Genomic DNA, 23602 nt, shown 5'->3' with positions numbered 1-23602 from the left:
GAATGAGATATAGAAAAATATTAGCTTTTGCGCTCGCCCTTACAGTCATGGCGATGAGCCTTGCAGGCTGCTCAAAGTCTGACAGCTCGTCAGCCCCGGAGGAGAGCAGCTCAAAGGTGCAGATAAGCTCAAAGGAAACAGATATAGACGACACTATCTTACAGCTTGACCTTGATTTTACAGCTAACGACCTTGATGTAGGGTATGATGCATCATCTGCCACAACGATCCTTTATGAGGCCGAGACCCCGACCGTGACAGGCGAGGGAGCTCAGGCAGAAGACAGGAGCGTCAGGATAACTGCGGCAGGCTGTTATATTATCACCGGCTGCCAGAGCAACGGGCAGATAATAATAGATGCTGATAAGGAAGATAAGATACAGCTCGTGCTCGATGATGTTGACCTTAACTGTGAGAAGGGCGCAGTGATATATGTAAAGAGCGCTGAAAAGGTGTTCCTGACACTTGCAGACGGCACGCATAACCGCCTTGCAGATACAGGCGCCGAGTATGATGCAGACGGCGATATAAACCCCGACGCAGTCATATTCTCAAAGGAAGACCTGACTATTAACGGCACAGGCAGCCTTACAGTAGAAGCAGGCTACAAGCACGGCATCGTATCAAAGGACGACCTTGTGATAGCAGGCGGAACAGTCGAGGTGACAGCTGCCAAAACAGCCATAGAGGGCAAGGATTCTGTAAAGATCGCAGACGGCAGCTTCAAGATAAACGCCGGCACGAACGGGATAGTTTCTTCAAACGAGGAGGATTCATCAAAGGGCTTTGTGTATATCGCAGGCGGCAGCTTTGATATAACAGCCGGCACAGACGGAATTCAGGCACAGACGCTGCTCACGATAGAAGACGGCGAGTATAATATAGTCACCGGCGGTGGCTCGGCAAATGCCACCAAGAAGACAAATGATCTCGGCGGCAAGGGCGGCGGCTTCCAGATGCCGGACGGCAAAGATTTTCAGATGCCGGAGGACGGCGACTTTAAAAAGCCTGACGGCGATTTCCAGCTTCCCGACGGTGAAATTCCGCAGATGCCCGACGGCGAAATGCCGCAGCTTCCTGACGGCGAGATGCCGCAGATGCCTGACGGAAACTTCCCCCAGCGCCCTGACGGCAACAGGAAAGACAGCGGCAAGGTCACACAGCAGACTGACGGCGACAGCACAGGCAGCATAAAAGACAAGCTCGAAACAACAGCCAACGACAAGCAGACAGACACAGCCGACACGCAGGCCAAGGACGCCGACCTTACTGACAGCGAGAGCAGAAAGGGTCTTAAGGGCGGCAGCGGCATAGCGATATCAGGCGGAAAGTTTACTATCGACTCGGCTGATGATACGCTGCACACAAGCGGCAGCGCTGTGATAAGCGGCGGCAGCTTTGACCTTAGCTCGGGCGATGACGGCATACACGCAGACGAGATAATCGAGATATCCTCGGGTACTGTGAACATCATTAAGTCCTACGAGGGTGTTGAGGCAAGATATATCAACATAAACGGCGGCAGCGTGACTGTCAATGCATCTGATGACGGCTTTAACGCATCAGACGGCTCGGGCGGCGGCTTTGGCGGCTTCGGCGCAAAGCAGGCCACTGACAGCGCAGATACACCGTATCTTAAGATAACAAACGGAAAGGTCTATGTCAATGCAAACGGCGACGGGCTCGATTCAAACGGCAATATCTTAATTGAGGGCGGCGATGTAACAGTTGACGGCCCGACAAACGGCGGCAACGGCGCTCTTGACAAGGGCGACGGCAACTACTCGCTCAAGGTGACAGGCGGCACGCTCGCAGCATTCGGTGCGCAGGGCATGGAGGAAGGCTTTACAGATGATTCGACACAGGTCAGCCTGCTCCATAATTTCACATCATCTGTTGCGGCCGGCACAGAGGTCACGGTAAAGGACGAGGACGGAAACGTCATAGCGACCTACACCCCTGCAAAGACATGGCAGAGCATGGCATTCACAAGCGACAAGCTCGTGCAGGGCAAGACATATACCCTCACAGCAGGAGATCAGTCTGAAACTGTAACGCTTGACAGCATAAACACATCTAACTCCACAGGCGGTTTTGGCGGCTTCGGCGGCGGTCAGGGCGGCGGCAGGAGACATTAAACTCACGCTATATCCCACACTTCCCTATATTTCCACAACGAGAACGGCGTACCCTCACTACGAAGGTACGCCATTCTTGTGCTTATATCGTCAGCACGCCGCTGCTGTTTTCGGTTATCATCAGTATCTGTTCCTCGGCGGCGGTCTTTGCGTTTATATATACGAGCACCTTTCTGCCGGAATCGGAGGTGCATTCAAACTCATAGCAGAGCACCTCACGGCCGCCCTGCGTCGGTATAAAGCATAGCCTGTGCGAGCCCTGTTCAAGCACCGGGCTTATCTCCTTTGCTGCACGCATGGGGGAGATAACGCCGTTGCCCTTTTCACGCTCACGGTGGTTGACTATATAGCCTCTCGCATCGTAGCCGATTATGCCGCCGTCTGACATATCGACCTGCACCTTGACAAGATCGGTGTACATGATGATGTCATTCTTGACGCAGGCGAAGTTTATCGTGCAGACATTGTCGTAGACCTCATAATAGGTCGATTCCATATCCACCATGCCGAGCGTTTCAAGGAACTTTTCGGCATATCCTATAGCCTGGTCGTTGGTGATGTCGGTGGAGTTTACTCTCCTTGATTTAAGAAAATATGAAACCAATCCGCCCTGCTTGGTGATTGCGCAGCACACGCCCCCGTTGTCATCATAAAACCTGTAAGAGGGCATTTTTCCGGACTCTGTAGATGTGTTGGGGATATCCTTGGCGTTTATGCCGAGCGTCATGATGCATTTCTGCTTTGCTGTGTCCTCATCGACCTCCGGCAGAGACTTAAGAAGCGATGATTCCTTTTCTAAAATGTTGTCGGAAAAAGGCCCGTCGTATATCAGCTTTGGGTAGTTTTCAAAGCTGTTCTCATAGTCTTTTATCTCGCTGCTGTCGCCGATAAGCTCAGCCCCCTTCTTTTCATCATCGGGGAGAATGAGCGTCTGCCCGGAATTCACCCTGTCGTTTAGCTCCCACAGCGTATCCGAGAGCGACTGCGAGTAGTCGTGCAGCGCTTTCAGGTTTTTGTACTCATCATCTGTCAGCTTCTCGCCTCTTGCGAGCTTTTCGCTCATTGCCTGCGAGAAGCTGCCGACCTGCGACAGGAACTTGTATGTGTTTGACAGCCCCATGCTTTCAATAGGCAGCTGCGTCAGCGTTGCCTTGGCGTTAGATGCATAGTTCATCAGCTGCGCCGAGAGCTTTGAGTGCATCAGCGGCGTGCCGGCATAAAGCTCCTTTTCAAGAGTTGAATTGATGCTGTCGGCCGACTGCGAAAGGTCTTCAATTGCGCTCGTGTAGCTGTATTTCAGGCTTTCCTCGTAGTCCTTGGCTTTTGAATGGTATATGCCTGCCTTGACACCGAGCACGGCGACAACAGCCACCGTCAGGGCTATGGCTCTTGCGGCAAAACGTTTTGAAACGGTCATATCAAATTCTCCTTTATAGTACAAAATAATGTATAGATGCACTTAAAAGTACATATTTCGGTACTCACTACAGATATTGTTTCCGCATTTTTCTAAAAAATACACGGCGGTGTTTGAAAAATTCATAAAGTTGTGGTATAATTAATGTAATTATGTTATATTGGAGAGAGAACAGGATGATATATCTTGATAATGCTGCAACTACAGCGGTGTGTGACGAGGCTAAAGCTGCGGCGGCACAGGGCTTTGAGTGCTTTGGCAATCCTTCGTCGCTTCACGGCGTGGGGCTTAAGGCAGAGAACCTGATAAGAGACGCAAGAGCTGTTATCGCACAGTCACTGGGCGTTAAGGACAAGGAGATATTCTTTACATCGTGCGCCACCGAGAGCAGCAACACCGTTATTTCCGGCGCTGCAAAGGCTTACGGCAAGCGCCGCAAAAAGATAATAACCACAACTATCGAGCACCCATCTGTCGCAGAGCCGATAAAGGCACTTGAAGAACAGGGTTTTGAGGTGGTGCGCATATCGCCTGACGAGAGCGGCAAGATAACCCCTGAGATGATAACCTCGCAGGTCGACAAGAACACGCTGCTCGTAAGCGTTATGTATGTCAACAACGAGACAGGCTATATACTGCCGGTCGATAAGATATTCAAGGCCGTCAAGCGAATAAACCCCGAGACTGTCTGCCACTGCGACTGCGTGCAGAGCTTTATGAAGCTGCCGTTTCGGGCGAAGGACCTGGGCGCTGACTGCATCTCGATAAGCGGCCACAAGCTCCATGCGCCGAAGGGCATAGGTGCTTTGTATGTCAGGAGTGGTGTGAGGATAGTTCCTCTGCTGCTCGGCGGCGGACAGGAAAGCGGCTTCCGTTCGGGTACAGAAAATGTCGCACTTATAAATTCGTTCGCTGCCGCAGTAAAAAGGCTCTCGCCCACTGTAATGCAAAGATATGAAATAATGTCTGAGCTCAAGAAAAGGCTCATTGCAAACCTCGCCGGCAAAGAGGGGATAAACGTAAACTCGGGCGATGACTGCTCGCCTTATGTTATCAGCGTGTCGGTCGAGAGGATAAAGAGCGAGACGATGCTGCACTTCCTTGAAGAGCGGGATATATATGTGTCCTCCGGGTCGGCCTGCTCAAAGGGCAAGAAAAGCGGTGTGCTGTCAGAGCTTAAGATACCTGACAAGTACCTTGACTCGACCGTGAGGGTGTCGCTCTGTGCCGAGAATACCGCTGATGATATCGACGCATTCACAGCGGCTTTGCTTGAAGGTCAGGAGTGCCTTGCTAAGATAAGATAGTATCGAAAATTCGTTTTATACTATATTATATATAAGAGTCGGATAATGACAGGAAAGGAATAATAAGAATGAAAGAGATAATACTTTGCAAGTACGGCGAGATAGCTCTCAAAGGTCTTAACAGAAATACCTTTGAGGCGGTAATGCAGAAAAATATAAAACACAGGCTCAAAGAGCTCGGCGAGATAGAATACAGCCGCTCGCAGTCCACACTATATGTCGAGCCTGAGGAGGGCATAGACATCGACGAGGTAGTTGACAGGCTGTCAAAGGTCTACGGCATCGTCAAGCTGTGCCGTGCAAAGAAGATAGAAAAGACTATGGAAGCTGTTCTCTCTGAGGAAACAACAGATTATCTCAGGGAGGAGCTTGAAAATGCAAGGACATTCAAGGTTAATGCCAAGCGCTCGGACAAGCGCTTCCCGTTAAAATCGCCGGAGATATGCCGTGAAATGGGTCATGTCATCTGCGAAAGGTTCCCTCACCTGACGGTTGACGTGCATGACCCTGACGTTACCATAGTCGTTGAGATAAGGGAGACGAACGCATTCGTCCATGCCGGAGCTATCGAGGGCGCAGGCGGTATCCCGATAGGCACGAGCGGCAAAGCCCTGCTGCTTCTCTCGGGCGGCATCGACTCACCTGTCGCCGGCTGCATGATAGCTAAGAGGGGAGCGACCATACAGGCGATACATTTTGAGGCACCGCCCTACACATCAGAGCGTGCAAGACAGAAGGTCGAGCGCCTTGCTGCAAAAATGGCGGCCTACTGCGGCGATATCAAATTCCACTGCGTACCCTTTACAAAGATACAGGAAGCTATCAGAGACAACTGTAAAGAAGAATACTTTACAATAATCATGAGAAGGCTCATGATGGAAATTGCTGTTAAAATCGCAGCTAAAGAAGATATCCAGTGCCTCGTCACAGGTGAGAGCTTGGGTCAGGTAGCAAGCCAGACGATGTATGCTATGGTCTGCACAGACGCTGTGAGCACGCTTCCCGTGTTCCGTCCCTGCATCGGAATGGACAAGAGCGAGATAGTCGAGATATCGAGAAAGATAGATACCTTTGAAACATCTATCGAGCCGTATGAGGACTGCTGCACGGTCTTCACACCCAAGCACCCCAAGACAAGGCCTACACTTGCTGATGTCGAGAAGGAGCAGGCAAGGTTTGACTTCTCGGAAATGGTGGAAACTGCCGTGAATAACACAAGTGCATATTATATAAAAATGTGCTGAGATGTTTTTTGTACCGTTAAATTGATTACAGAACGGTTACAATGTTACCGATTTTAAATCTTTGTGCATTATGACGGGAGAAAAAACGGACTTGTATAAATATAAAACAAATTGCAAAAGCCCGATGCCGTCGGGCTTTTGTCAGTGAGCTGAAAATCAGCCCGTTAGCAAGATGGCGGCTCAAACCTGATACAAACGGTTTACAGCCGTAATTATTTTGTAATATGTGTACATTGGAAAACGTTTGAAATAAGTTTTGAAAAAGCGGCGAGTTAACAATTAGTACAAAACGGGGCGTTTTTTTATGTGCAAAATTGCTTGAAAGGAAGGGTAATAAATGTCGGAATTTGCTAAGCCTTACAAAGTGGTAACAGAAACCCTTGACATAGTAACACAACGTGTAGTAAAATATATGAAAGACAAGGGGCTAAGTCTATCTACAGCTGAGAGCTGTACGGGCGGCCTCGTTTCACAAAGCATTACTTCGGTGCCGGGCGCATCGGCTGTCTTTAAAGGCGGCGTGTGCTCCTACAGCGAAGAAGTAAAGCAAAAGGTGCTTGGTGTTTCGGCAAAGACTCTTGATGAGTTCACGGTCTATTCTCCGCAGGTGGCTTCGCAGATGAGCGAGGGCGTTATGCGGCTCATGGGTACAGATGCTGCAATAGGCATCACAGGTATCGCAGGGCCCGATGGGGGAGATGATGACAAGCCTGTCGGGACGGTGTATGTCTCGGTGAGGTTCGGTGACAGAGAGATCGTCAAAGACCTGGCGCTGTATAAGGAATATGATGAATTAGACAGGAAAAAGGTCCGCTGGCTGGCGGCGACAGGCTCGCTTGAGCTGCTGCTTGAGATCATGGAGAAAAGAGAGGGCTGATTAAATGTCTATGGCCAATGAGATCAATACAACGCACGTTAAAGAAAGACAGAATTTCTTCGTGAGAGCTGCAAAGTATTTTATCCCGTGGAAGGGCGACGGCGTGTCTGAGGTGTTCAGAAAGCTGATGTTCATAGCATCTATCGCCGTGTTCGTTGTATCGCTCGATTCACTGTCGGATTACCTCAGGGCTGATAAGCAGGAGCTTACATACTTTGAGGAGATACGCTCGCTTGAACCGGATTTCGGTGACGACAACTCGTCTGTGAGCGGTGATACGGTAGATACCACCGATAAAAAGGGTACGATCACAAAGATAGAGAACCCGGTGATAACAGTTGAGCCGAGAGAGCTTCAGGACTGGGCGCTGCCGCTTCTTGAAAGAAACGACGACGTGGTCGGCTGGCTCAAGATCCCCGGCATCAAGGACGGCAACGGCAATGCGATAATCAATTACCCCGTATTGCAGCATGAATCAAGTAATGACTATTATCTGCACCATAATATAGACGGCGCACAGACCGAGTCGGGAAGCATATTTGCCGACTGCGTAGTGCCGATAACACTTGAAGGGCAGGCTGACAACATAACGCTTTACGGCCATAATATGATGGCAGGAACGCAGTTCGCAGCACTCCAGAAATTCAAGAAGGGCGCAGATTTTATAAAACAGAATCCTCTTATCGAGTTCAATACGATATATGAGAAAAACCAGAAGTATGTTGTTCTGGCAACATTCATCGGTATAGATGCTGAGGATCAGGACGGCGGCGAGGGTGCTTTCGATTACTGGAACTACCGTAACTTCGATTCTGACGGGCACTATAGCTTTGAAACATGGAAGACCAATATTCTCAAATACTCGTGGATAGATAACTCGATAGATTTCAATGAGGGTGACGATTTCCTGACGCTTTCTACCTGTACCTATGAGCTCGGCTCGTACAGAACGGTAAGATGGGTAGTAGTGGCAAAGAAAATGACAGTCAAGGACAGCCTCGATGAGATAGTGGAATCCTATAAGGATAAGGCAGACAAGGATATCTATTTCTTCAGGGCTTGGAGAGATACCTACGGCAATAAAAAGGTCATCGTAGGATCATGACAGCCCCCCGTAAGAGCGTTCACTGCTCGGGGGTGGAAAGGTGAAAGTGATAAAAATGAAGCAAAGAAAATCTTCGGAGGGTGTTAAAGCGCAGGTCAGGACTGCTTCTGTAAAGAAAGTCTCGGCTGCTTTCGGGCTCGTGCTCACGCTCGCTGCTGTCGGTGCGGTAGGCTACTACGGTGCTACTGCTGACAAGGGCGGTATAGCAACAGACGAGAAAGAGCCTGTGGTAACAACAGCTCCCGCAGTCACAGAGGCTCCTGTGGAGACTTATGAGGCTGATGAGGAATACTCCGAAACAGTGACATGGTGGAAGGCAGGCGTCGAGGATTACGACTTCGCTGAGGTGACAACTACAGAGGCTGCCGAGGCTGAGACCGAGACGACTACCACAACAAAGAAGACGGCTGCTGTAAAGGCAGAGACAACAACAGCTGCAAAGAAGACTACAAAGGCGACCACCACCAAGAAGACATCGACAAAGAAAACAACAGTTGAGGAAGTCAAGGGCCTTAAGGTCTATGCTACCGCCGCTGTAAACGTAAGAAAAGGCGCCGACACATCTTATGATAAGCTCGGTACCCTTGCTCCCGATACAGAGGTAAAGGTAACAGGCAAGACATCTGACGGCTGGTACAGGATAAAGTACGGCGACCAGGAAGGCTATGTATGCGCTGACTTCTTCACAACAGACAAGCCGGCTGCTGCAACAACAAAGGCTGCAAAGAAGACTACTACGACTACTACAGCTGCCAAGAAGGCTGAGACAACAACTACAGCTGCTCCTCAGTCGAATTCCGGCACTATAAGCTATACAGACGAGGAGTATGAGATGCTCTGCTACGTCCTCCAGGGCGAGGTAGGCAACTGCTCCGAGGCAAGCAAGATAGCTGTTGCAAACGTAGTTATAAACCGTGTTAAGAGCGGCCGCTTCGGTAACAGCATAAAGGCTGTTCTGACAGCTCCTAACCAGTTTACTGCGATAAACGGCTACTATAACCGCTCTAAGACTCCTTCACAGAACACAAGAGACTGTGCGCTGAGAGCTCTTAACGGCGAGGATAATTCCAACGGTGCTACATATTACTATGCCCCCAGATATTGCGGCGGCGCAACAGCTGCATGGTTTGAGTCCCTTACATTCTGTATGGAGCTTGACGGGCAGAGATTTTTCAGGTGATATACTGCACAAAGGAATTGTTAGTAATTTGTGTAAATTTACGAAAAGTCAGGACGTGCTATTTGTATGTCTTGACTTTTTTTGTGTGTATGGTAAAATAATAATGAATAATTGTGTTTATGAGGTGGTATTTTTCATATGAATATACTCGGCTTTGATCTGAATAAGAAAAAGGCTGTCATTATCGCATCAGCGGCGATATTGGCGACGGCCGGCGCCGGTGCGGCTTTTGCGCTGGGCGGCGGCAGCGAGCAGTCTGTTGAGACCTCAGCAGCAAGTGCAGTTGCTGTGGTAAAGGACGAGCAGATACCGGTAAATACTGAACCTGTAGATGATAAGAGTGTCGAGATCGAGGGTCTTCTGTCTTTCAGAAAGGCCGGTATCGAGGAGTATGATATGGATTTCGTAGCTCCCGAGACCAAGCTCGAAACAAAGAAGAAAGAGTCCGTAAAACCGGACACACCAAACAGCTTCACGGTTAAGCTGCCGGCAGATACTTCTACTATCCTTAAGCCTGAAAAGGGTGCTGCAAGCTACCCCGGCTCACGAAGCATAGCTGGTGAGTATTATACGGTGTATGATGAGATATCGGGCGGCAATGTCACCTTAAACGGCCACGAGCTCATTTGCAGGATAGTAAACAGCGAGATAGGCGACTCGTGGGGCGAGGAGGCTATCAAAGCTCAGGCAGTTGCGGCGTATTCTTATGTGCGATTTAACGACGAGTGCGGCTATGTGCCGTCGGTCGGGCTCAAGGCAGGCTATTCTGCAAAGCTCGAAAGATGCGTCACTGAGGTCGAGGGCGAGTGCGTTTACTATAACGGCGCTATCATAGATGCTGTGTACTCCGCTTCGAGCGCAGGCGCATCGGCTCCGAGTGAGAAGATATGGGGCGCTGCACATCCTTACCTTAAGGCAGTCGAGAGCGCATATGATTATAAAGACCCGAATTACGGCGTTGTCAAGACGTTCAGCAAGGATTCGCTTAAAAGCATCATAGAAAAGAACACAGGCCTTAAGCTGTCTGACGACCCGAGGAATTGGTTCGAGATAGAGAGCGTGTTCAGCGGCAAGTATATCGACAAGATGAAGCTCGACGGCAAGCAGTATATAAGCGTCGGCGGCACACAGAGACGGGTCACGGGCGCTCTTATGAGAAGCCATATCCTCGGTGTGAGCAACCTTAAATCAACAGCGTTTGAGATATCATACGACAACGGCGTGTTTACCTTCAAGACGTTCGGCTGGGGTCACGGCGTCGGCATGAGCCAGTGGGGTGCCTGCTACTATGCAAAGGCCGGCTATACCTACGACCAGATCCTCAGACACTACTATACAGGCACGACTGTGGGCGTTTCTACTGTCAATAACCATGCTGTAGAGCGTGCGCAGATGACTCAGGAGCAGCTTGACCAGCAGGCTGAGGAGGCCAAGCAGAAGCAGGAGGCTGAAACTACCGAAACAGCCGAGACTGTGACACAGACCACCGAGCCTGAAACTCAGGAGCAGGAGACTGCCGCCCCGGCAGCCGAGACTGAGCAGCCGGCAGCCGAGACTGAGCAGCCGGCAGAGACTACAGCTCCGCAGGAGGAGCCGGCAGCAGAGGAAACAACTGCTTCCGAAACCGAGCCTAAGCAGACAGAGCAGCCTGAGGAGTACTACGAGGAAGAACCGGTAGTTGATGAGGTACCCCCCGAGGAGTATGACACCCAGGAATACACGGCTGAGCAATGCTGATAAGTCGGCATTCATAACAAAAGAAAAATCAGTGAAAAACAAATTCTTTACATATCAGGAGGATAAGTATTATGGCATTATTTAACCCCAATGCAGGCCAGATAAGCCAGCTCAACAAGCAGATAAACCAGCATCTGGCAGAGATCAACAACAAGTATACCGAGATCGGGCGTATCACAAAGCTCAAGTGCATCGACAAGGTAGATGACCCCGATGTACAGAGACTTGCCGGCGAGATCGACACTATGCTTGCAAATCTCCAGGTGATGACAAAGCAGATAAACGAGCTCAAGGGCTTAAGAGAGTGCGTCGGCTGCCGCCAGCAGATCAGCACTAACGTAGCATTCTGCCCCAACTGCGGTACAAAGCAGCCTGTGGCACAGCCCTCTGTTCAGCCTATGGCAGCACCCGTTGCGCCAGTTGCGCCCGTTGCGCCTGCACCTGTGGCACAGCCTAATCCGTGGGCTCCTCCGGTACAGCAGCCTATGCCGGCTCCTGCTCCGATGCCGCAGCCTGTAATGCCTCAGCCGGTTATGCAGCCTGCGCCTATTCCTGCTCCGGCACCTATCCCTGAGCCTGCTCCGGCACCAATACCAGAGCCAGTCGTTGCAGCTATACCTGAGCCCGCTCCGGCACCTGTTCCCGAGCCGGCACCGGCAGCAGACTCCGAGCCCGCAGCCGAGCCTGAGCCGGTAGCTGAGCCTGAAGCTAATGCAAACGAGCTTCCGCCGATACCTGAGTATCAGCCGCCCGAGATGCAGCCGCTTCCCGAGCCTATGCCGATACCTGAGCCTGCTCCTGTACAGCCTGCTCCTGCACCGGTACCCGTACCGAGTGCTGCAACTGCACCTCAGTTTATCTTCTGCACGAGCTGCGGAAACAAGGAAGCAGCAGGAACAAGGTTCTGCTCCGAATGCGGTGCTGTCTTAGAATAATGATCTTTAGCGGCGGCATTCTGACAAGGGTGCTGCCGCTTTTTGAGAAAGAAGGCAAATGATCTATGCAGGATCTTTTAAAGACCGATAAGGCTACACTCGAACGTGCCGAAAGGGTCAGAAAACGTCTTGAAGGCAGAAGGGTCATACTCGCATCAGCCTCTCCGAGGAGGAAGGAGCTGCTGTCATGCATGGCAGGCGAGTTTGAGATCATACCGTCCGATGCAGATGAGACACTGCCTGATTATATACCTGCAAAAATGGCGAGCGAGTATCTTGCAAGACTCAAATGCCTCGCTATCGCCGAAAAATACCCCGATGCAGTCGTAATCGGTGCTGATACCACAGTCGTTGTCGATGATGTGATATTCGGCAAGCCTGCAAATAAAAAGCAGGCAGTCAAGATGCTGAACGCCCTCTCAGGCAGACTGCACAGCGTTATCAGCGGCATCGCCGTGTCCTGCGGCGGCAGGACAAAGAGCTCGTCTGATGTGACGCTTGTGGGCTTCAAGGAGCTTGGCAGCAGGGCTGTCAATGAATATATCGCTACAGGTGCGCCCTTTGATAAGGCCGGCGGCTACGGTATACAGGACTTTACAAACGGTGAGGTGTATATCGAGTCGGGCAGCTATTCAAATGTCGTCGGGCTGCCTGTTGAGGAGCTCACACTGCTCGTCGAAGCATTCTTAAGCACGGAGGATCAGCCGCATGGGTCTGTTTTCAAAGAAAAAGAATAAGGGCATGACGCTTGCCGAGCTGAGGGCTTTTGATAAAAGAGCTGTTTCCCATGTCGTTAAGCGCCGGGGCGGCGATGAGCAGATAATCGGCCGCAAGGGTGCAATAACTGTCAAGGACGATGAGATAGTCATCCTTTGCAACGGCAGCGAGGTGCTCAGAGTGGATACAAAAGGCGCTGTCATGGCAACTCTTATGAGCGGGAACGGTGTCGATATCAAGGGAACTGACCAAAATGGCGAAAGCGTTCATGCGATAGCATACTTTTCGACGCTTCGCCAATAGTATAAATATTCTGTAAACTTTTATCAGTTGGGTAAAAAAATGTACAGGCCGCCGAAACCGCTTATCTGCGCAGTTTTGAAAAGGTGGGCGTTTCAAGTTAGCCTGTGCTGATTTATAATATGTTAATAAATACAAATGGTGCACATAAAAAGCAGTGATTATTTATGTAAAGTGACAAATATTCCGGAAAAGCCCTTAAAATGGGCGATTTTGTTTGACAAACAGCGTAAAATGGGCTATAATACAAACAGAAAATTGAAAACGGAGGTCGTTAACTATGAAAAAGTCAGAATTGGTTGCACTTATCGCTGAGAAGGGCGGCTATACAAAGACTGAGGCTAACAAGGCTCTCAGCACAGTTATAGATGCTATCTCACAGACACTTGAGGGCGGCGAGAAGGTTTCTCTCGTAGGCTTTGGTACATTCGAGGTAAGAGACAGGGCTGCTAAGAAGTCCATCAACCCCGCTACAAAGCAGCCTATCGAGGTTCCTGCTAAGAAGGTCCCTGCATTCAAGGCAGGCAGAGCTCTTAAGGACGCTGTAGATAAGAAGTAATTTTGGAAGGAGATAATCACTATGGCAGATAAGAATGTAAAGGAAGTAGCTGCTGAGGTAAAGGAAGCTGCTGCTGAGAAGGTAGAAAAGGCAAAGACAGCTACAAAGAAGACAGCTGCAAAGGCTAAGACGGCTACTAAGAAGACAGCTGCTAAGGCTAAGACAGCTGCTAAGACAACAGCTGCTAAGGCTAAGACAACAGCTAAGACAACTGCTGCAAAGGCTAAGACAGCTGCTAAGAAGGCTGTTGAGAACAAGCAGGCTGTATTCGTACAGTACGGCGACAAGGAAGTTGCTGCTCTTGACGTTTTAGAGGCTGTAAAGGCTGACTTCAAGGCTAACAACAAGGGCGCTGTAAAGACTGTCAAGGTTTATATAAAGCCTGAGGATAACGCTGCTTACTACGTTGTAAACGATAAGGTAGAGGGCAAGGTTGATCTTTAATACTTAAGTAACATGCAGGCTGCACATTTTGCGTGCAGCCTGCTTTTTTGCGTGTGGGGTCTTGATATGAAAAGAATAATTCTGATCGCATTTTTTACACTGCTGGCTGTCGGCTTTCCGCTCACAGCACAGATGATCTACAAGAGCGATAAGAACCTGTCTGACAACGGTATAGAGATCGAGGCAACTATCATCTCCGCTGAGGGCAAGGGTATGTCGCAGGACGTAAAGGTAGAATACATAAACGATAAGGGCGAAAAGGTGACGGCCAAGGGCGTTGTCAGCGACGGCGTGTATGACGTCGGCAGAGAGTTCAAGGGCAGGTATTTCCCTGACGAGCCGGACAAGGTGATACAGCCGCCTAAGAGGTCGCTCAAATGGACGGTATACGGCGTGATAATAGTCCTGACGTTTATCAGCCTGTTTGCTGAGTACAGACTGCTCAGAAGCCTGTTTTTAAGGAACTCGGTCGGCGCTCACGGCGTGACTGCAAGGGCGCAGGTGGTAAACTTTGACCCCAATACTAAACAGTGTACTATCAATTTCACCCGTGCTGACGGCGTTGACTGTACTGTGACTATGCACAGCGACGTTGCCTATGCATCGGGCGGCTATATCAATATACGCTATATCCCCAAGGGCAAGAGCGCAAGGGTCATCATTCTGGGCTACTGATAGTTTTATGTAACAGATTATTCAGTGAGGCAACACCGCACAAAGACCGCCTGACGGCTTTGTACGCATCTTACTTGCAGCTTTTTTTGTCATATCGCCCAAATCCTATTTGAAATATGTTTGAAATACGGTAGTATTCCTGCGGCGGATTTGGGTAATCTGACGAAAAATCTGACTGCGTGATCTGCGCACGATCTTCGTGCGGTATTGCCTTGACAAAACTGAGATTATTTAGTATAATTAATATAGTTAATTATGTCGGAAAGGGAATGATATATAAATGGCTCAGAAAAAGAAGCGCAGCGCAAGCAAGAAGCCTTCCGCTAAGCCTGTCCGTGTTCAGTATGAAGACGATTATGAAGAAGAGGACGACGATAAGGATTTTGCCTCTACGGTGAGAGGCGTTATCGCTGTTATGATAACCTTTATGGTGGTCGCTATAGTGCTTATGTTCACAGCACGCAGAATGTTCGTGCTCCAGGGTAATGAGTATAAGGAGGAGATACCTACAGGTGTGGTAACTTCCACTCAGCCTACCGTTTATGACGGCGGCAAGCAGACAGTTGCTTCCGAGGAGGAGGACGACACAGGCAAGAAAAAGCGCACAGCATCGCCCAACGCCAAGGACGATGACGGCAAAACTACGAGCAAGCTCTCAGGTACTACCCAGTACAGATGCATAAGCGCAGTTTATCTCCACCCGCAGCCCTCTGCTGAGAGCGAGAACACTCTTGTTATACCGCAGGGTGCAGTTGTTGACGTGCAGAAAGACGAAGGCGGCTGGTATTACCTTGATTACAACGGCACTGTAGGCTGGGCTTACGGTACATTCTTTACGATCAACGAGTAAAATACCTATAGAATTATGTAAAAGCGCCGATGCAGCCCACCCCCGGGCTGTATCGGCGAACGCTTTTTTTCAGGTTACAGGTAACAGGTAATAGTTATGGTGTCCTGCTTCACTGGACTTATGCCCATTCGGGCGAGCCGCCGGCAGCGGTTTATGACCTGCCCCCCTTCTCTAAAAAAGGAAGGGGGCTTTTTGTGCGCTACATACGAGTTTATCATTCCGAGTAAAAATAGCCCCCCTGAGCGCAATGCTTCGGGGGGCAATACTCTATGATCCGTCCGCCGTAAGGCGGACACCTCAACTGTTAACTGCACAAGCTCTGCGTCAGCGGAGCTTGAAGTGTACCGGCATACCGTTTTTCATCTTTATCTTGACTTCGCCCTGGATAAGCGGCAGGAAGTATTTGATAGCCTCGGCGGAAACGTTGTTGCCACGCTCTGTCACCCAGCTTGACGGGAGGAATTTCTCCTTGTTGGCAACGAGCGTCGTGTCAACTGCCTCTATCGTCACAACGTAGGGAATGTCGCTAATGCGCCTGAATACCATTGTCTTGCCTGTCTCGCCTGAGAGGGCTGCCCTGACTGCTGCTGAGCCTATCTGCTCGGCCTCGTCGATGTCTGTCTTTGAGCAGATGTGCGATGAGCAGCGCTGCATTACATTGAGCTCTATCGAGCGCACCTTGCAGCCTATGCGCTCTCTTACTATAGTTTCTAAAGCCTTGCCGATGCCGGAAAGATACTTGTGGCCGAAATTGTCAGTCACATTCGACTGATAGCTGCCGTCAAGCTGATCCTCAGGTATCGTCACACCCTCGGATACGGCAATAACTACCGCCTGATGCTTTGCCTGCTCGACCCTTACGTCCTCTAAAAAGCGCTCGATGTCAAAGTCGCTCTCGGGGAGATATATAAGGTGGGGAGCTTCCTCGTCGTTTGCTTTGAGCACACAGGTAGAAGCTGTCAGCCAGCCTGCGTGCCTGCCCATTATCTCGATTATAGTCACGCTCTCGATAGAGTATACCGAGCAGTCTCTGATTATCTCCTGAACTGTTGCTGCGACATACTTTGCAGCCGAGCCGAAGCCGGGGGTGTGGTCTGTCACAGGCAGGTCGTTGTCTATCGTCTTGGGAATGCCTATTATCTTTACGTCCTTGCCCATTTTCCTGACATAGCGTGAGAGCTTTTCTACAGTGTCCATAGAGTCGTTGCCGCCGATGTAGAAAAATGCAGCTATGCGGTGCTTTTCAAAGCAGGTGAGTATCTTGTCAAATGTCTCGGTGTCGTTCTCGTCGAGCTTTACCCTGCACGAGCCGAGCACTGTAGATGGGGTCTGACGCAGCAGCTCCATGTCTTCGTTAGTGGTTATAATGGATTTGAGATTGACGAGCTCGTCCTTGATGATACCCTCGATACCGTTGACCGAGCCGAAAACTGCGTCTATCTCCGGCTTTTTGAGTGCCTCTCTGAATACACCCACGAGCGATGCGTTTATCGCACAGGTAGGACCGCCTGACTGAGCAACTGCAATGTTCATACAAAACCTCCAGTATTAAGTGCACAATGCACGATCGTTATGTCCGGCTTGCGCCGGATAGTATTGTTATGCTTATCAACTATCAATCATTATAACATATTTTTTTATAATTTCAAATAGTAATATTGTGAACATTTATCTTTGTATACTTACATAAAAACTGCTAAAGCACAGGCGGTGGGGAGGGGAAAATCACGAAAACCGAGCAAACACAAGAAAACGCCTGAAAATATATGATATCACAAGAAAACAGGAGATATTTTAAAAATCAGCCCCAAACCACGCAAAACTGTCATAAACCTACACTTGCGGTTCATATGAACTTGTGGTATAATCATTACAACATCAGGAAAAGAGTAAAGAACATTTAAGGAGGCGAGCTGATATGAATAGTCATGTTCCGGGAACAGTGCTTCCGCTCACAGACTGGGCGAGGGACAGGATAAGCCAGGGTCAGGCGTTTGATGCGCTGATATCCCCGATACTGTCGGCGACGGGCGGTGTTACACTGTCGCAGCTGGCGAGGTTCACAGGGCTTGAGGGCTCGACTATACAGAACTGGATAAAGCGTGGCTGGGTGGCTTCAAACAAGAACAAGAAGTACACCGAGAAGCAGGTGGCGAGGATACTCCTCATAAACGTGCTGAGAGCTGCTATGAAGCTGGAGGATATAGTCAAGCTGATGGAGTACATAAACGGTGAGGTCGAGGACGAGAGCGACGATATACTGCACGATAAGGATCTGTTTGATCTGCTGTGCAGCGCAGTCTTAAGACTCGACGAGACCGAGGGTATGCGCATCGACGGTGAGAACGTCATGAAGATATCGGATTCTATGATATCTGAGGATTTCAAGGGCGAGGTAAGAGACAAGCTGCAAAAGGCGCTTGCTATCATGCTTTTGGCATACCGCTCTGCGATACTCAAAAACGAAGCCTACAGGCTTTATTCCGAGATAAACAAATAGCGAAGATAAAAGGGCAATACCCAAAAAAGCTATGTAAAAACAAAAAAAGAAGACACAAAACAAAAGACAAAGAGAAACCAGAAGAAAAAAGGGAGAAGACCAATGAAATGTCCGTACTGTGAAAAAGAAATGCAAAAGGGCATCATGTCAGGTGACGGCAGAGAGCCCGTCACCTGGAAAGCAGGGGAAAAGAAAACAGGAGCATTTGACAGGTGGGTGCTTGGAACAGGCACCGTCACCGCTGCAAAGCGAACACTTACTGCTTTCAGTATCGAGACATTCTACTGCAAGGATTGCAGGAAGATGATATTTGATACCGATATCAAGGGTATGTAAGCGATTGCTTGAAGAAAAAACTATTGGAAATACAAGGAGAAGAACTATGAACGGAAATGTAGTAGATATCAAGGACAGAAGCAAAAAGACCGGCAGGATAGTAGGCGGCATAGCTGTAGCGATAGCTGCGATCATAGTTGTTGCATCGTCGGCAGCGGTAGTTCCTACAGGCTCTACAGGCGTTATCACGACCTTCGGCAAGGTAAGTGAGGACACCTACAGCGAGGGCTTCCACTTAAAGATACCGCTTGCGCAGGATATGGTCATAATCTCAAACAAGATACAGGTGTATGAGACAGATGCATCGGCTGTGTCTAAGGATCTTCAGACGGTAAACTCAAAGATAGCTATAAACTACCGTGTAAAGGCTGACAGCTCGGCATCTATCTACAAGAACATCGGCCCTGACTACGAGTCGGTAATACTTACACCTGCTGCACAGGAGTCTATGAAGAGCGTGACCGCACGCTACACCGCAGAGCACCTTATCACTCAGCGCAACACTGTCGGCGAGGAGATAAAGGAGATGCTCGAAACAAAGGTAAGCGAATACGGCATACAGATAGAAAAGTTCAACATCATAAACTTTGACTTCTCGGCAGAGTTCAATGCAGCTATCGAGCAGAAGCAGGTAGCAGAGCAGAACAAGCTGAGATCAGAGACCGAGAAGGAGCAGAAGATAATCGAAGCACAGGCTGATGCCGAGAAGGTAAAGCTCGCAGCAGAGGCACAGGCCGAGAGCATCAAGACCAAGGCAGCAGCTCAGGCAGAGGCTAACAAGACGATAGCCGAGAGCTTAAGCCCCGAGCTGATACAGTATCAGACCATTGACAAATGGGACGGCGTAATGCCCAAGGTCGCATCATCAGCAAGCCCGCTGCTTATGATAGATGTTGACGAGCAGGAGCAGCAGAGCTCCGACAAATAAGTTATGACAGCAAAAAGGAAGTACCTGATGCTTTGTCATAGATAGGGGAGGAGTCAAGGGGTAAAAATCATTCACGATTTTTGTTCTACACCCCCTTGACCCCGAGACCCTTAAATCAGTTAACAGTTAACAGTTAAGGTATCGCCTTCGGCGATGAAATGCCCATTCGGGCAGAACATGAAAAAAGAGATCCCCAAAAAAGAAAAAACTATAGGCGAAAACACCCCTGACCGGCAGTTTGCAGGCTCAGGGGCGCTTTTGTTTAGTTAACAGCTAAGAGTTAACTGTTAACAGTTAAGGTGCGCCTGTGGCGCATTATGCCCATTCGGGCTTATGATCTGATGACATGGCTTGGGCAACACACAACCTGTAACGAAGGGTGTCCCCTTGAAGGCGAGCCCCTGCCCCAATACGCCCGTATGGGCATATTGTGCGGCGAAGCCGCACACCTCGACTGTTAACTGTTACCTGTTAACTGTTAACTAAAAAAATCCCCCTCCAAAAAGGAGAGGGATAAATAGATCATCGGTATCAGTCTATCTTTACAGTCCAGCCGAATGTGTCTTCGATCTTGCCCCACTGGATACCTGTCATTGTATCGTAGAGCATCTGGGAGATAGGCCCTATCTTGTTGTCGTTGATAGTCATTACCTTGTCGCCCCACTTAAGGTGACCAACAGGGGAGATAACAGCAGCAGTACCTGTGCCGAATACCTCGTCGAGCTTGCCTGCATCGTAAGCCTCTGCTACTTCCTGAATGGTTATCCTTCTCTCGGTAGCCTTGATGCCCTTGGCCTTGCATACATCAAGGGCGCTCTTTCTTGTTATGCCGGGGAGAACAGAGCCTGTGAGCTCAGGAGTGATGACCTCGCCGTCGATAACGAAGAAGATGTTCATCGAGCCGACTTCCTCGATGTACTTCTGCTCAACACCGTCGAGCCAGAGAACCTGCTCGTAATCCTGGTTGTGAGCCTCGTCCTGACCCTTAAGGGAGATAGCGTAGTTAGCAGCAGTCTTTGCAAAGCCTGTGCCGCCTCTTACTGCTCTTACATACTTCTGCTCAACGTAGATCTTAACAGGGTCAAGACCTGTGGAGTAGTAGGGGCCTGAGGGAGAGAGAATGATAAAGAACAGATAATGATCTGCCGGCTTGACACCTACATAGGGGTCAGTAGCGATGATGAAAGGTCTGATGTAGAGAGATGCACCGTCAGTGTGAGGCACCCAGTCCTTCTCGATAGAAATGAGCTTCTTGGTAGCCTCTATCATGAATTCCTCATCGATCTTGGGGATAACCATACGGTCTGCCGAATTGTTCATTCTCTTGTAGTTCTCGTCGGGTCTGAAAAGCTGAACTGTGCCGTCAGCTGTTCTGTAAGCCTTTAAGCCCTCGAATATCTCCTGACCGTAATGCAGGCACATAGAAGCAGGGGAAAGGCTTATCTCGCCGTAAGGAACAATCCTTGCATCATGCCAGCCCTGGCCTGCATCATAGTTCATCACAAACATATGGTCTGTAAAGATATGACCGAAGCCGAGCTTGGACTCATCAGTAGGCTTAGCCTTGGGGGTTTTTGTCTGTTCAAACCTTATTTCCATAATATATCCTTCTTTCAAAAAATAGTCTACATTAATTATAATACTTTTTTCCTTAGATTTCAAGCCCTTTTTTGGAAAAAATGAATTTTTTGGGTGAAAATCTTTCATCACATGGGTATAATATGCCGGCATATATGCTGTGAGTGAATAAAAAGGGCATACAAAACTGCAAAAAAAAACAGCCGCAGCGAAGGGGGGAAGCGCTGCGGCCATTTAGCGATATATGGATGAAGAAAAATAATAATTTGTCGGGACGATTGAAATAAACAAAGACGTAAGCTGCAAGCTGTCGTAATTATTAAGGCTGTCCCTTGACCTGTAAATATAATACTACATAATTGTGAAACTTATGTGAAAGTCAGGGGAAAAGATAAAGAAAAATATAAAGCCTTTAATGCTGTAAAATCATAGCAGGAAAGTTGACACATCGCCGCAAGTATAGTATAATTGTATTAATACCGACAGGAGGAGAGTGATGTATGACTATGTGGCTGATAATAATTGCGGTGGTGCTCGGGCTGCTTATTGCTGGCTCGGTCTACCTGACTATATGCTTCTCTTGCTTTGCGCTTATCAAAAAGCTCGCAGGCGGCAGCAATAAGAAAGAGTATATTTTTGGACTGTTAAGCATCATAGCCATAGGCGTCGTGCTTGGCTTCATATTCGGCGGCGTTAATTCCGTGATATGCATATTAAACCTCATGCTTTTCTTCCTTGTCTCGAATATCATCGCATTTGCGGTGAGAAAGGCATTAAAAAAGGAGAGAAAACACTACATCGAGGGTGTCGTGGCACTTGTCGCTGCGGCTGTGTATCTTGGCATAGGATATCACCTTGCAAATAACGTGTGGGAGAAAAATTACACACTTAGCACCTCTAAGGATATAGGCTCTCTGCGCATAGTGCAGTTTGCCGACTCGCATATCGGCACGACCTTTGACGGCGAGGGGCTCAGCAGATACGTCGATGAGATAAACGACAAAGACCCCGATATCGTCGTGATAACAGGCGATTTCGTGGACGACGGCACCATGAAGCAGGATATGGTCGATGCCTGCAAGGCGCTGGGCAGGCTTGAAACAGAATACGGCGTGTATTTCTGCTACGGCAACCACGACAAAGGCTATTACAGCAACGAGCGCAGAGGTTACAGCAAGGACGACCTGGAAGCCGAGCTTGAAAAGAACGGTGTCACAGTTCTCGAAGACGAGTACGTTTTATTGGACGATAGATTTTATGTGATTGGCCGTGCCGATAAATCTGAGGAGCTTGAAAACAGAAACGGCAGCCGAAAGAGCATATCAGAGCTTATGCAGGGGCTTGAAAGCGACAAATACACTATCGTTCTTGACCACCAGCCAAACGACTACCAGGCCGAGGCCGAGGCCGGCGCCGATCTTGTGCTGTCAGGCCACACCCACGGCGGGCAGATGCTGCCCATAAACCGCATCGGCGAGCTTATCGGTGCCAACGACTTTACCTACGGCTATAAGCGCATAGACGACACTGATTTCATAGTCACCTCAGGCATATCCGACTGGGAGCTGTCGTTCAAGACCGGCTGCCGCTCAGAGTATGTGGTGATAGACATAGAATAGTATGAATGTTAAGATCCTCCTGGCGCATAACCGGAGGATCACTGTTTTTATCAGCCAAGAGCCACATCAAGTATCATCATAACGCAGAAGCCTACAGAAAATGAGATAGTGCCGATGTTTGAATGCTCGCCCTCGCTCATCTCGGGTATAAGCTCCTCGACTACGACATACATCATAGCCCCTGCCGCAAAGCTCAGCAGATATGGCATCGCAGGTATAATAAGCCCGGCCGCAAGAACGGTGAGCACAGCGCCCAGCGGCTCTGCGGCACCTGACAGCACGCCTGCCAAAAAGGCCTTTGGCTTGCTTGCACCCTCGGCCTGCAAGGGCATAGAGATTATAGCGCCCTCAGGGAAATTCTGTATGGCTATGCCGAGAGCAAGAGCAAAAGCCCCTGCACTCGTTATCCCTCCGCCGCCGTAGAGCAGCCCTGCATAGACCACCCCGACGGCCATTCCCTCAGGGATATTATGAAGCGTTACCGCAAGTATCATCATCGTGTTTTTTGAGAGCCTTGCCTTTAAGCCCTCGCTTTTCTCAGCGCCGATGTGCAGGTGGGGAATGAGCATATCGAGCATCAGCAGGAAAAACACACCTATCATAAACCCTGCCGCCGCCGGGATAAACGAAAGCCTGCCCATGCTGCCCTCGCTCTGTTCTATGGCAGGGATAAGCAGGCTCCATATGCTCGCTGCTGTCATAACGCCTGCCGCAAAGCCTGCAAGTATACGCTGGACGGTGGTGCTGAGTTTGTTTTTCATCAGGAACACGCAGGCAGCCCCGAGCGATGTCCCTATAAACGGCACGGATATGCCTTTTATCAGTTCATTCATATAAGCCTTCCTTTCTCTCTGTCATTATTCTATGCATCTGCCGGGTGAGGTGATAAAAGATGAGATCGCAGAGCGGATTTGAGTTAGTTACTGCTAACTATAGTATAACACAGTCCGTCGGGAATGTCAATATATAAATATAAGCGCCCTCCATATGTGCGCCACCGCTAAAATAATAAATAATAAAGAAAAAAGAATAATGAATAATAAAGGTATCGGCTACGCCGATGATTATAAATATCATCGACCGCAGGGAAATGTTTTGCAAAGCAAAACTTTCTTCTTATCGGTTAAAACCGATAAGACACGATACCTTTATTCTT

22 protein-coding genes are annotated in these 23602 nt (G+C 49.2%); 18 read left to right on the top strand and 4 right to left on the bottom strand.

Translation table 11 applies throughout. The features are described 5' to 3' along the window. Positions 1–2 precede the first annotated feature (2 nt). A complete protein-coding gene (locus CD05_RS18220; protein WP_051588936.1) occupies positions 3–2138 on the top strand; it encodes a carbohydrate-binding domain-containing protein in 2136 nt (711 codons plus the stop codon). Positions 2139–2220: 82 nt separating this feature from the next. On the opposite strand, the gene CD05_RS0109880 is transcribed toward CD05_RS18220, so the two are convergent. After that, entirely contained in the window at positions 2221–3555 is a 1335-nt protein-coding gene (locus tag CD05_RS0109880; RefSeq protein ID WP_028510363.1) for a PepSY1/2 domain-containing protein, read from the bottom strand. A gap of 176 nt (positions 3556–3731) precedes the next feature. On the opposite strand from CD05_RS0109880, the gene CD05_RS0109875 reads away from it, so the two are divergent. From CD05_RS0109875 to CD05_RS0109815, 13 genes are all read left to right on the top strand, one after another. Then, on the top strand, positions 3732–4862 hold the full coding sequence (locus CD05_RS0109875; protein WP_028510362.1) for a cysteine desulfurase family protein: 1131 nt from the start codon (positions 3732–3734) through the stop codon (positions 4860–4862). Positions 4863–4930: 68 nt separating this feature from the next. After that, positions 4931–6106 (top strand): tRNA uracil 4-sulfurtransferase ThiI, encoded by a 1176-nt coding sequence (gene thiI, locus CD05_RS0109870; RefSeq protein WP_028510361.1) that lies wholly within the window; start codon positions 4931–4933, stop codon positions 6104–6106. 337 nt (positions 6107–6443) lie between these two features. Then, entirely contained in the window at positions 6444–6983 is a 540-nt protein-coding gene (locus CD05_RS0109865; protein ID WP_051588935.1) for a CinA family protein, read from the top strand. Positions 6984–6987: 4 nt separating this feature from the next. Next, positions 6988–8088, top strand: coding sequence for a class B sortase (locus tag CD05_RS0109860; protein ID WP_028510359.1), 1101 nt, complete (start codon positions 6988–6990; stop codon positions 8086–8088). Between the two features lie 40 nt (positions 8089–8128). Then, the gene (locus tag CD05_RS19755; RefSeq protein WP_051588934.1) at positions 8129–9268 is read left to right on the top strand and encodes a cell wall hydrolase; all 1140 of its coding nucleotides are present in this window, start codon (positions 8129–8131) and stop codon (positions 9266–9268) included. A 138-nt stretch (positions 9269–9406) separates the two neighbouring features. Next, a complete protein-coding gene (locus CD05_RS19750; RefSeq protein ID WP_051588933.1) occupies positions 9407–11005 on the top strand; it encodes a SpoIID/LytB domain-containing protein in 1599 nt (532 codons plus the stop codon). 71 nt (positions 11006–11076) lie between these two features. Continuing rightward, positions 11077–11940, top strand: a complete 864-nt coding sequence (locus tag CD05_RS0109845; RefSeq protein ID WP_028510358.1) for a hypothetical protein — start codon at positions 11077–11079, stop codon at positions 11938–11940. Between the two features lie 65 nt (positions 11941–12005). Beyond that, the gene (locus tag CD05_RS18205) at positions 12006–12677 is read left to right on the top strand and encodes a Maf family protein (RefSeq protein WP_051588932.1); all 672 of its coding nucleotides are present in this window, start codon (positions 12006–12008) and stop codon (positions 12675–12677) included. Next, positions 12649–12960, top strand: coding sequence for a hypothetical protein (locus CD05_RS0109835; RefSeq protein ID WP_028510357.1), 312 nt, complete (start codon positions 12649–12651; stop codon positions 12958–12960). The genes CD05_RS18205 and CD05_RS0109835 overlap by 29 nt, the downstream gene beginning before the upstream one ends. Before the next feature lie 277 nt (positions 12961–13237). Further along, positions 13238–13516: an HU family DNA-binding protein gene (locus CD05_RS0109830; protein WP_028510356.1), complete on the top strand. Its 279-nt coding sequence runs from the start codon at positions 13238–13240 to the stop codon at positions 13514–13516. 21 nt (positions 13517–13537) lie between these two features. After that, entirely contained in the window at positions 13538–13960 is a 423-nt protein-coding gene (locus tag CD05_RS0109825) for a DUF6465 family protein (RefSeq protein ID WP_051588931.1), read from the top strand. 66 nt (positions 13961–14026) lie between these two features. Then, the gene (locus CD05_RS0109820) at positions 14027–14635 is read left to right on the top strand and encodes a DUF3592 domain-containing protein (protein ID WP_156947421.1); all 609 of its coding nucleotides are present in this window, start codon (positions 14027–14029) and stop codon (positions 14633–14635) included. A gap of 280 nt (positions 14636–14915) precedes the next feature. Then, positions 14916–15485, top strand: a complete 570-nt coding sequence (locus tag CD05_RS0109815; protein WP_028510353.1) for an SH3 domain-containing protein — start codon at positions 14916–14918, stop codon at positions 15483–15485. Positions 15486–15809: 324 nt separating this feature from the next. Here CD05_RS0109815 and CD05_RS0109810 read toward each other — a convergent pair whose 3' ends face one another. Beyond that, a complete protein-coding gene (locus tag CD05_RS0109810) occupies positions 15810–17018 on the bottom strand; it encodes a 6-phosphofructokinase (protein WP_028510352.1) in 1209 nt (402 codons plus the stop codon). A gap of 385 nt (positions 17019–17403) precedes the next feature. Here CD05_RS0109810 and CD05_RS0109805 point away from each other — a divergent pair, with 385 nt between their 5' ends. The 3 genes from CD05_RS0109805 to CD05_RS18200 all read left to right on the top strand — a co-directional run bounded on the left by CD05_RS0109805 (position 17404) and on the right by CD05_RS18200 (position 19249). Beyond that, positions 17404–17985 (top strand): DUF1836 domain-containing protein, encoded by a 582-nt coding sequence (locus CD05_RS0109805; protein WP_028510351.1) that lies wholly within the window; start codon positions 17404–17406, stop codon positions 17983–17985. Between the two features lie 102 nt (positions 17986–18087). Beyond that, positions 18088–18321, top strand: a complete 234-nt coding sequence (locus CD05_RS0109800; protein ID WP_028510350.1) for a PF20097 family protein — start codon at positions 18088–18090, stop codon at positions 18319–18321. A 46-nt stretch (positions 18322–18367) separates the two neighbouring features. Beyond that, entirely contained in the window at positions 18368–19249 is an 882-nt protein-coding gene (locus CD05_RS18200) for a prohibitin family protein (protein ID WP_051588930.1), read from the top strand. A 531-nt stretch (positions 19250–19780) separates the two neighbouring features. Here the strand turns inward: CD05_RS18200 and CD05_RS0109790 are convergent. Then, complete coding sequence (locus tag CD05_RS0109790; protein ID WP_028510349.1) at positions 19781–20848, bottom strand: branched-chain amino acid aminotransferase; 1068 nt, start codon at positions 20846–20848, stop codon at positions 19781–19783. Positions 20849–21327: 479 nt separating this feature from the next. Between CD05_RS0109790 and CD05_RS0109785 the strand changes: the two genes are divergently transcribed. Continuing rightward, positions 21328–22446 carry a metallophosphoesterase gene (locus CD05_RS0109785; RefSeq protein WP_028510348.1) on the top strand — a complete coding sequence of 373 codons (1119 nt, stop codon included), beginning with the start codon at positions 21328–21330 and terminating at the stop codon, positions 22444–22446. A gap of 50 nt (positions 22447–22496) precedes the next feature. Here the strand turns inward: CD05_RS0109785 and CD05_RS0109780 are convergent, their stop codons facing one another. After that, complete coding sequence (locus tag CD05_RS0109780; protein ID WP_028510347.1) at positions 22497–23279, bottom strand: ZIP family metal transporter; 783 nt, start codon at positions 23277–23279, stop codon at positions 22497–22499. Between the last annotated feature and the right edge of the window lie 323 nt (positions 23280–23602).

The organism is Ruminococcus sp. NK3A76 (genome assembly GCF_000686125.1).
Taxonomy (GTDB): Bacteria; Bacillota; Clostridia; order Oscillospirales; family Ruminococcaceae; genus NK3A76.
The sequence above is the reverse complement of the archived record's forward strand: the minus strand, read 5'-3'. Positions and strand labels throughout refer to the sequence as shown.

Coding starts and splice junctions, on each gene's coding strand:
- CD05_RS18220 (WP_051588936.1), top strand. CDS start 3: ATGAGATATAGAAAAATATTAGCTTTTGCGCTCGCCCTTACAGTCATG.
- CD05_RS0109880 (WP_028510363.1), bottom strand. CDS start 3,555: ATGACCGTTTCAAAACGTTTTGCCGCAAGAGCCATAGCCCTGACGGTG.
- CD05_RS0109875 (WP_028510362.1), top strand. CDS start 3,732: ATGATATATCTTGATAATGCTGCAACTACAGCGGTGTGTGACGAGGCT.
- thiI (WP_028510361.1), top strand. CDS start 4,931: ATGAAAGAGATAATACTTTGCAAGTACGGCGAGATAGCTCTCAAAGGT.
- CD05_RS0109865 (WP_051588935.1), top strand. CDS start 6,444: ATGTCGGAATTTGCTAAGCCTTACAAAGTGGTAACAGAAACCCTTGAC.
- CD05_RS0109860 (WP_028510359.1), top strand. CDS start 6,988: ATGTCTATGGCCAATGAGATCAATACAACGCACGTTAAAGAAAGACAG.
- CD05_RS19750 (WP_051588933.1), top strand. CDS start 9,407: ATGAATATACTCGGCTTTGATCTGAATAAGAAAAAGGCTGTCATTATC.
- CD05_RS0109845 (WP_028510358.1), top strand. CDS start 11,077: ATGGCATTATTTAACCCCAATGCAGGCCAGATAAGCCAGCTCAACAAG.
- CD05_RS18205 (WP_051588932.1), top strand. CDS start 12,006: ATGCAGGATCTTTTAAAGACCGATAAGGCTACACTCGAACGTGCCGAA.
- CD05_RS0109835 (WP_028510357.1), top strand. CDS start 12,649: ATGGGTCTGTTTTCAAAGAAAAAGAATAAGGGCATGACGCTTGCCGAG.
- CD05_RS0109830 (WP_028510356.1), top strand. CDS start 13,238: ATGAAAAAGTCAGAATTGGTTGCACTTATCGCTGAGAAGGGCGGCTAT.
- CD05_RS0109825 (WP_051588931.1), top strand. CDS start 13,538: ATGGCAGATAAGAATGTAAAGGAAGTAGCTGCTGAGGTAAAGGAAGCT.
- CD05_RS0109820 (WP_156947421.1), top strand. CDS start 14,027: ATGAAAAGAATAATTCTGATCGCATTTTTTACACTGCTGGCTGTCGGC.
- CD05_RS0109815 (WP_028510353.1), top strand. CDS start 14,916: ATGGCTCAGAAAAAGAAGCGCAGCGCAAGCAAGAAGCCTTCCGCTAAG.
- CD05_RS0109810 (WP_028510352.1), bottom strand. CDS start 17,018: ATGAACATTGCAGTTGCTCAGTCAGGCGGTCCTACCTGTGCGATAAAC.
- CD05_RS0109805 (WP_028510351.1), top strand. CDS start 17,404: ATGAATAGTCATGTTCCGGGAACAGTGCTTCCGCTCACAGACTGGGCG.
- CD05_RS0109800 (WP_028510350.1), top strand. CDS start 18,088: ATGAAATGTCCGTACTGTGAAAAAGAAATGCAAAAGGGCATCATGTCA.
- CD05_RS18200 (WP_051588930.1), top strand. CDS start 18,368: ATGAACGGAAATGTAGTAGATATCAAGGACAGAAGCAAAAAGACCGGC.
- CD05_RS0109790 (WP_028510349.1), bottom strand. CDS start 20,848: ATGGAAATAAGGTTTGAACAGACAAAAACCCCCAAGGCTAAGCCTACT.
- CD05_RS0109785 (WP_028510348.1), top strand. CDS start 21,328: ATGACTATGTGGCTGATAATAATTGCGGTGGTGCTCGGGCTGCTTATT.
- CD05_RS0109780 (WP_028510347.1), bottom strand. CDS start 23,279: ATGAATGAACTGATAAAAGGCATATCCGTGCCGTTTATAGGGACATCG.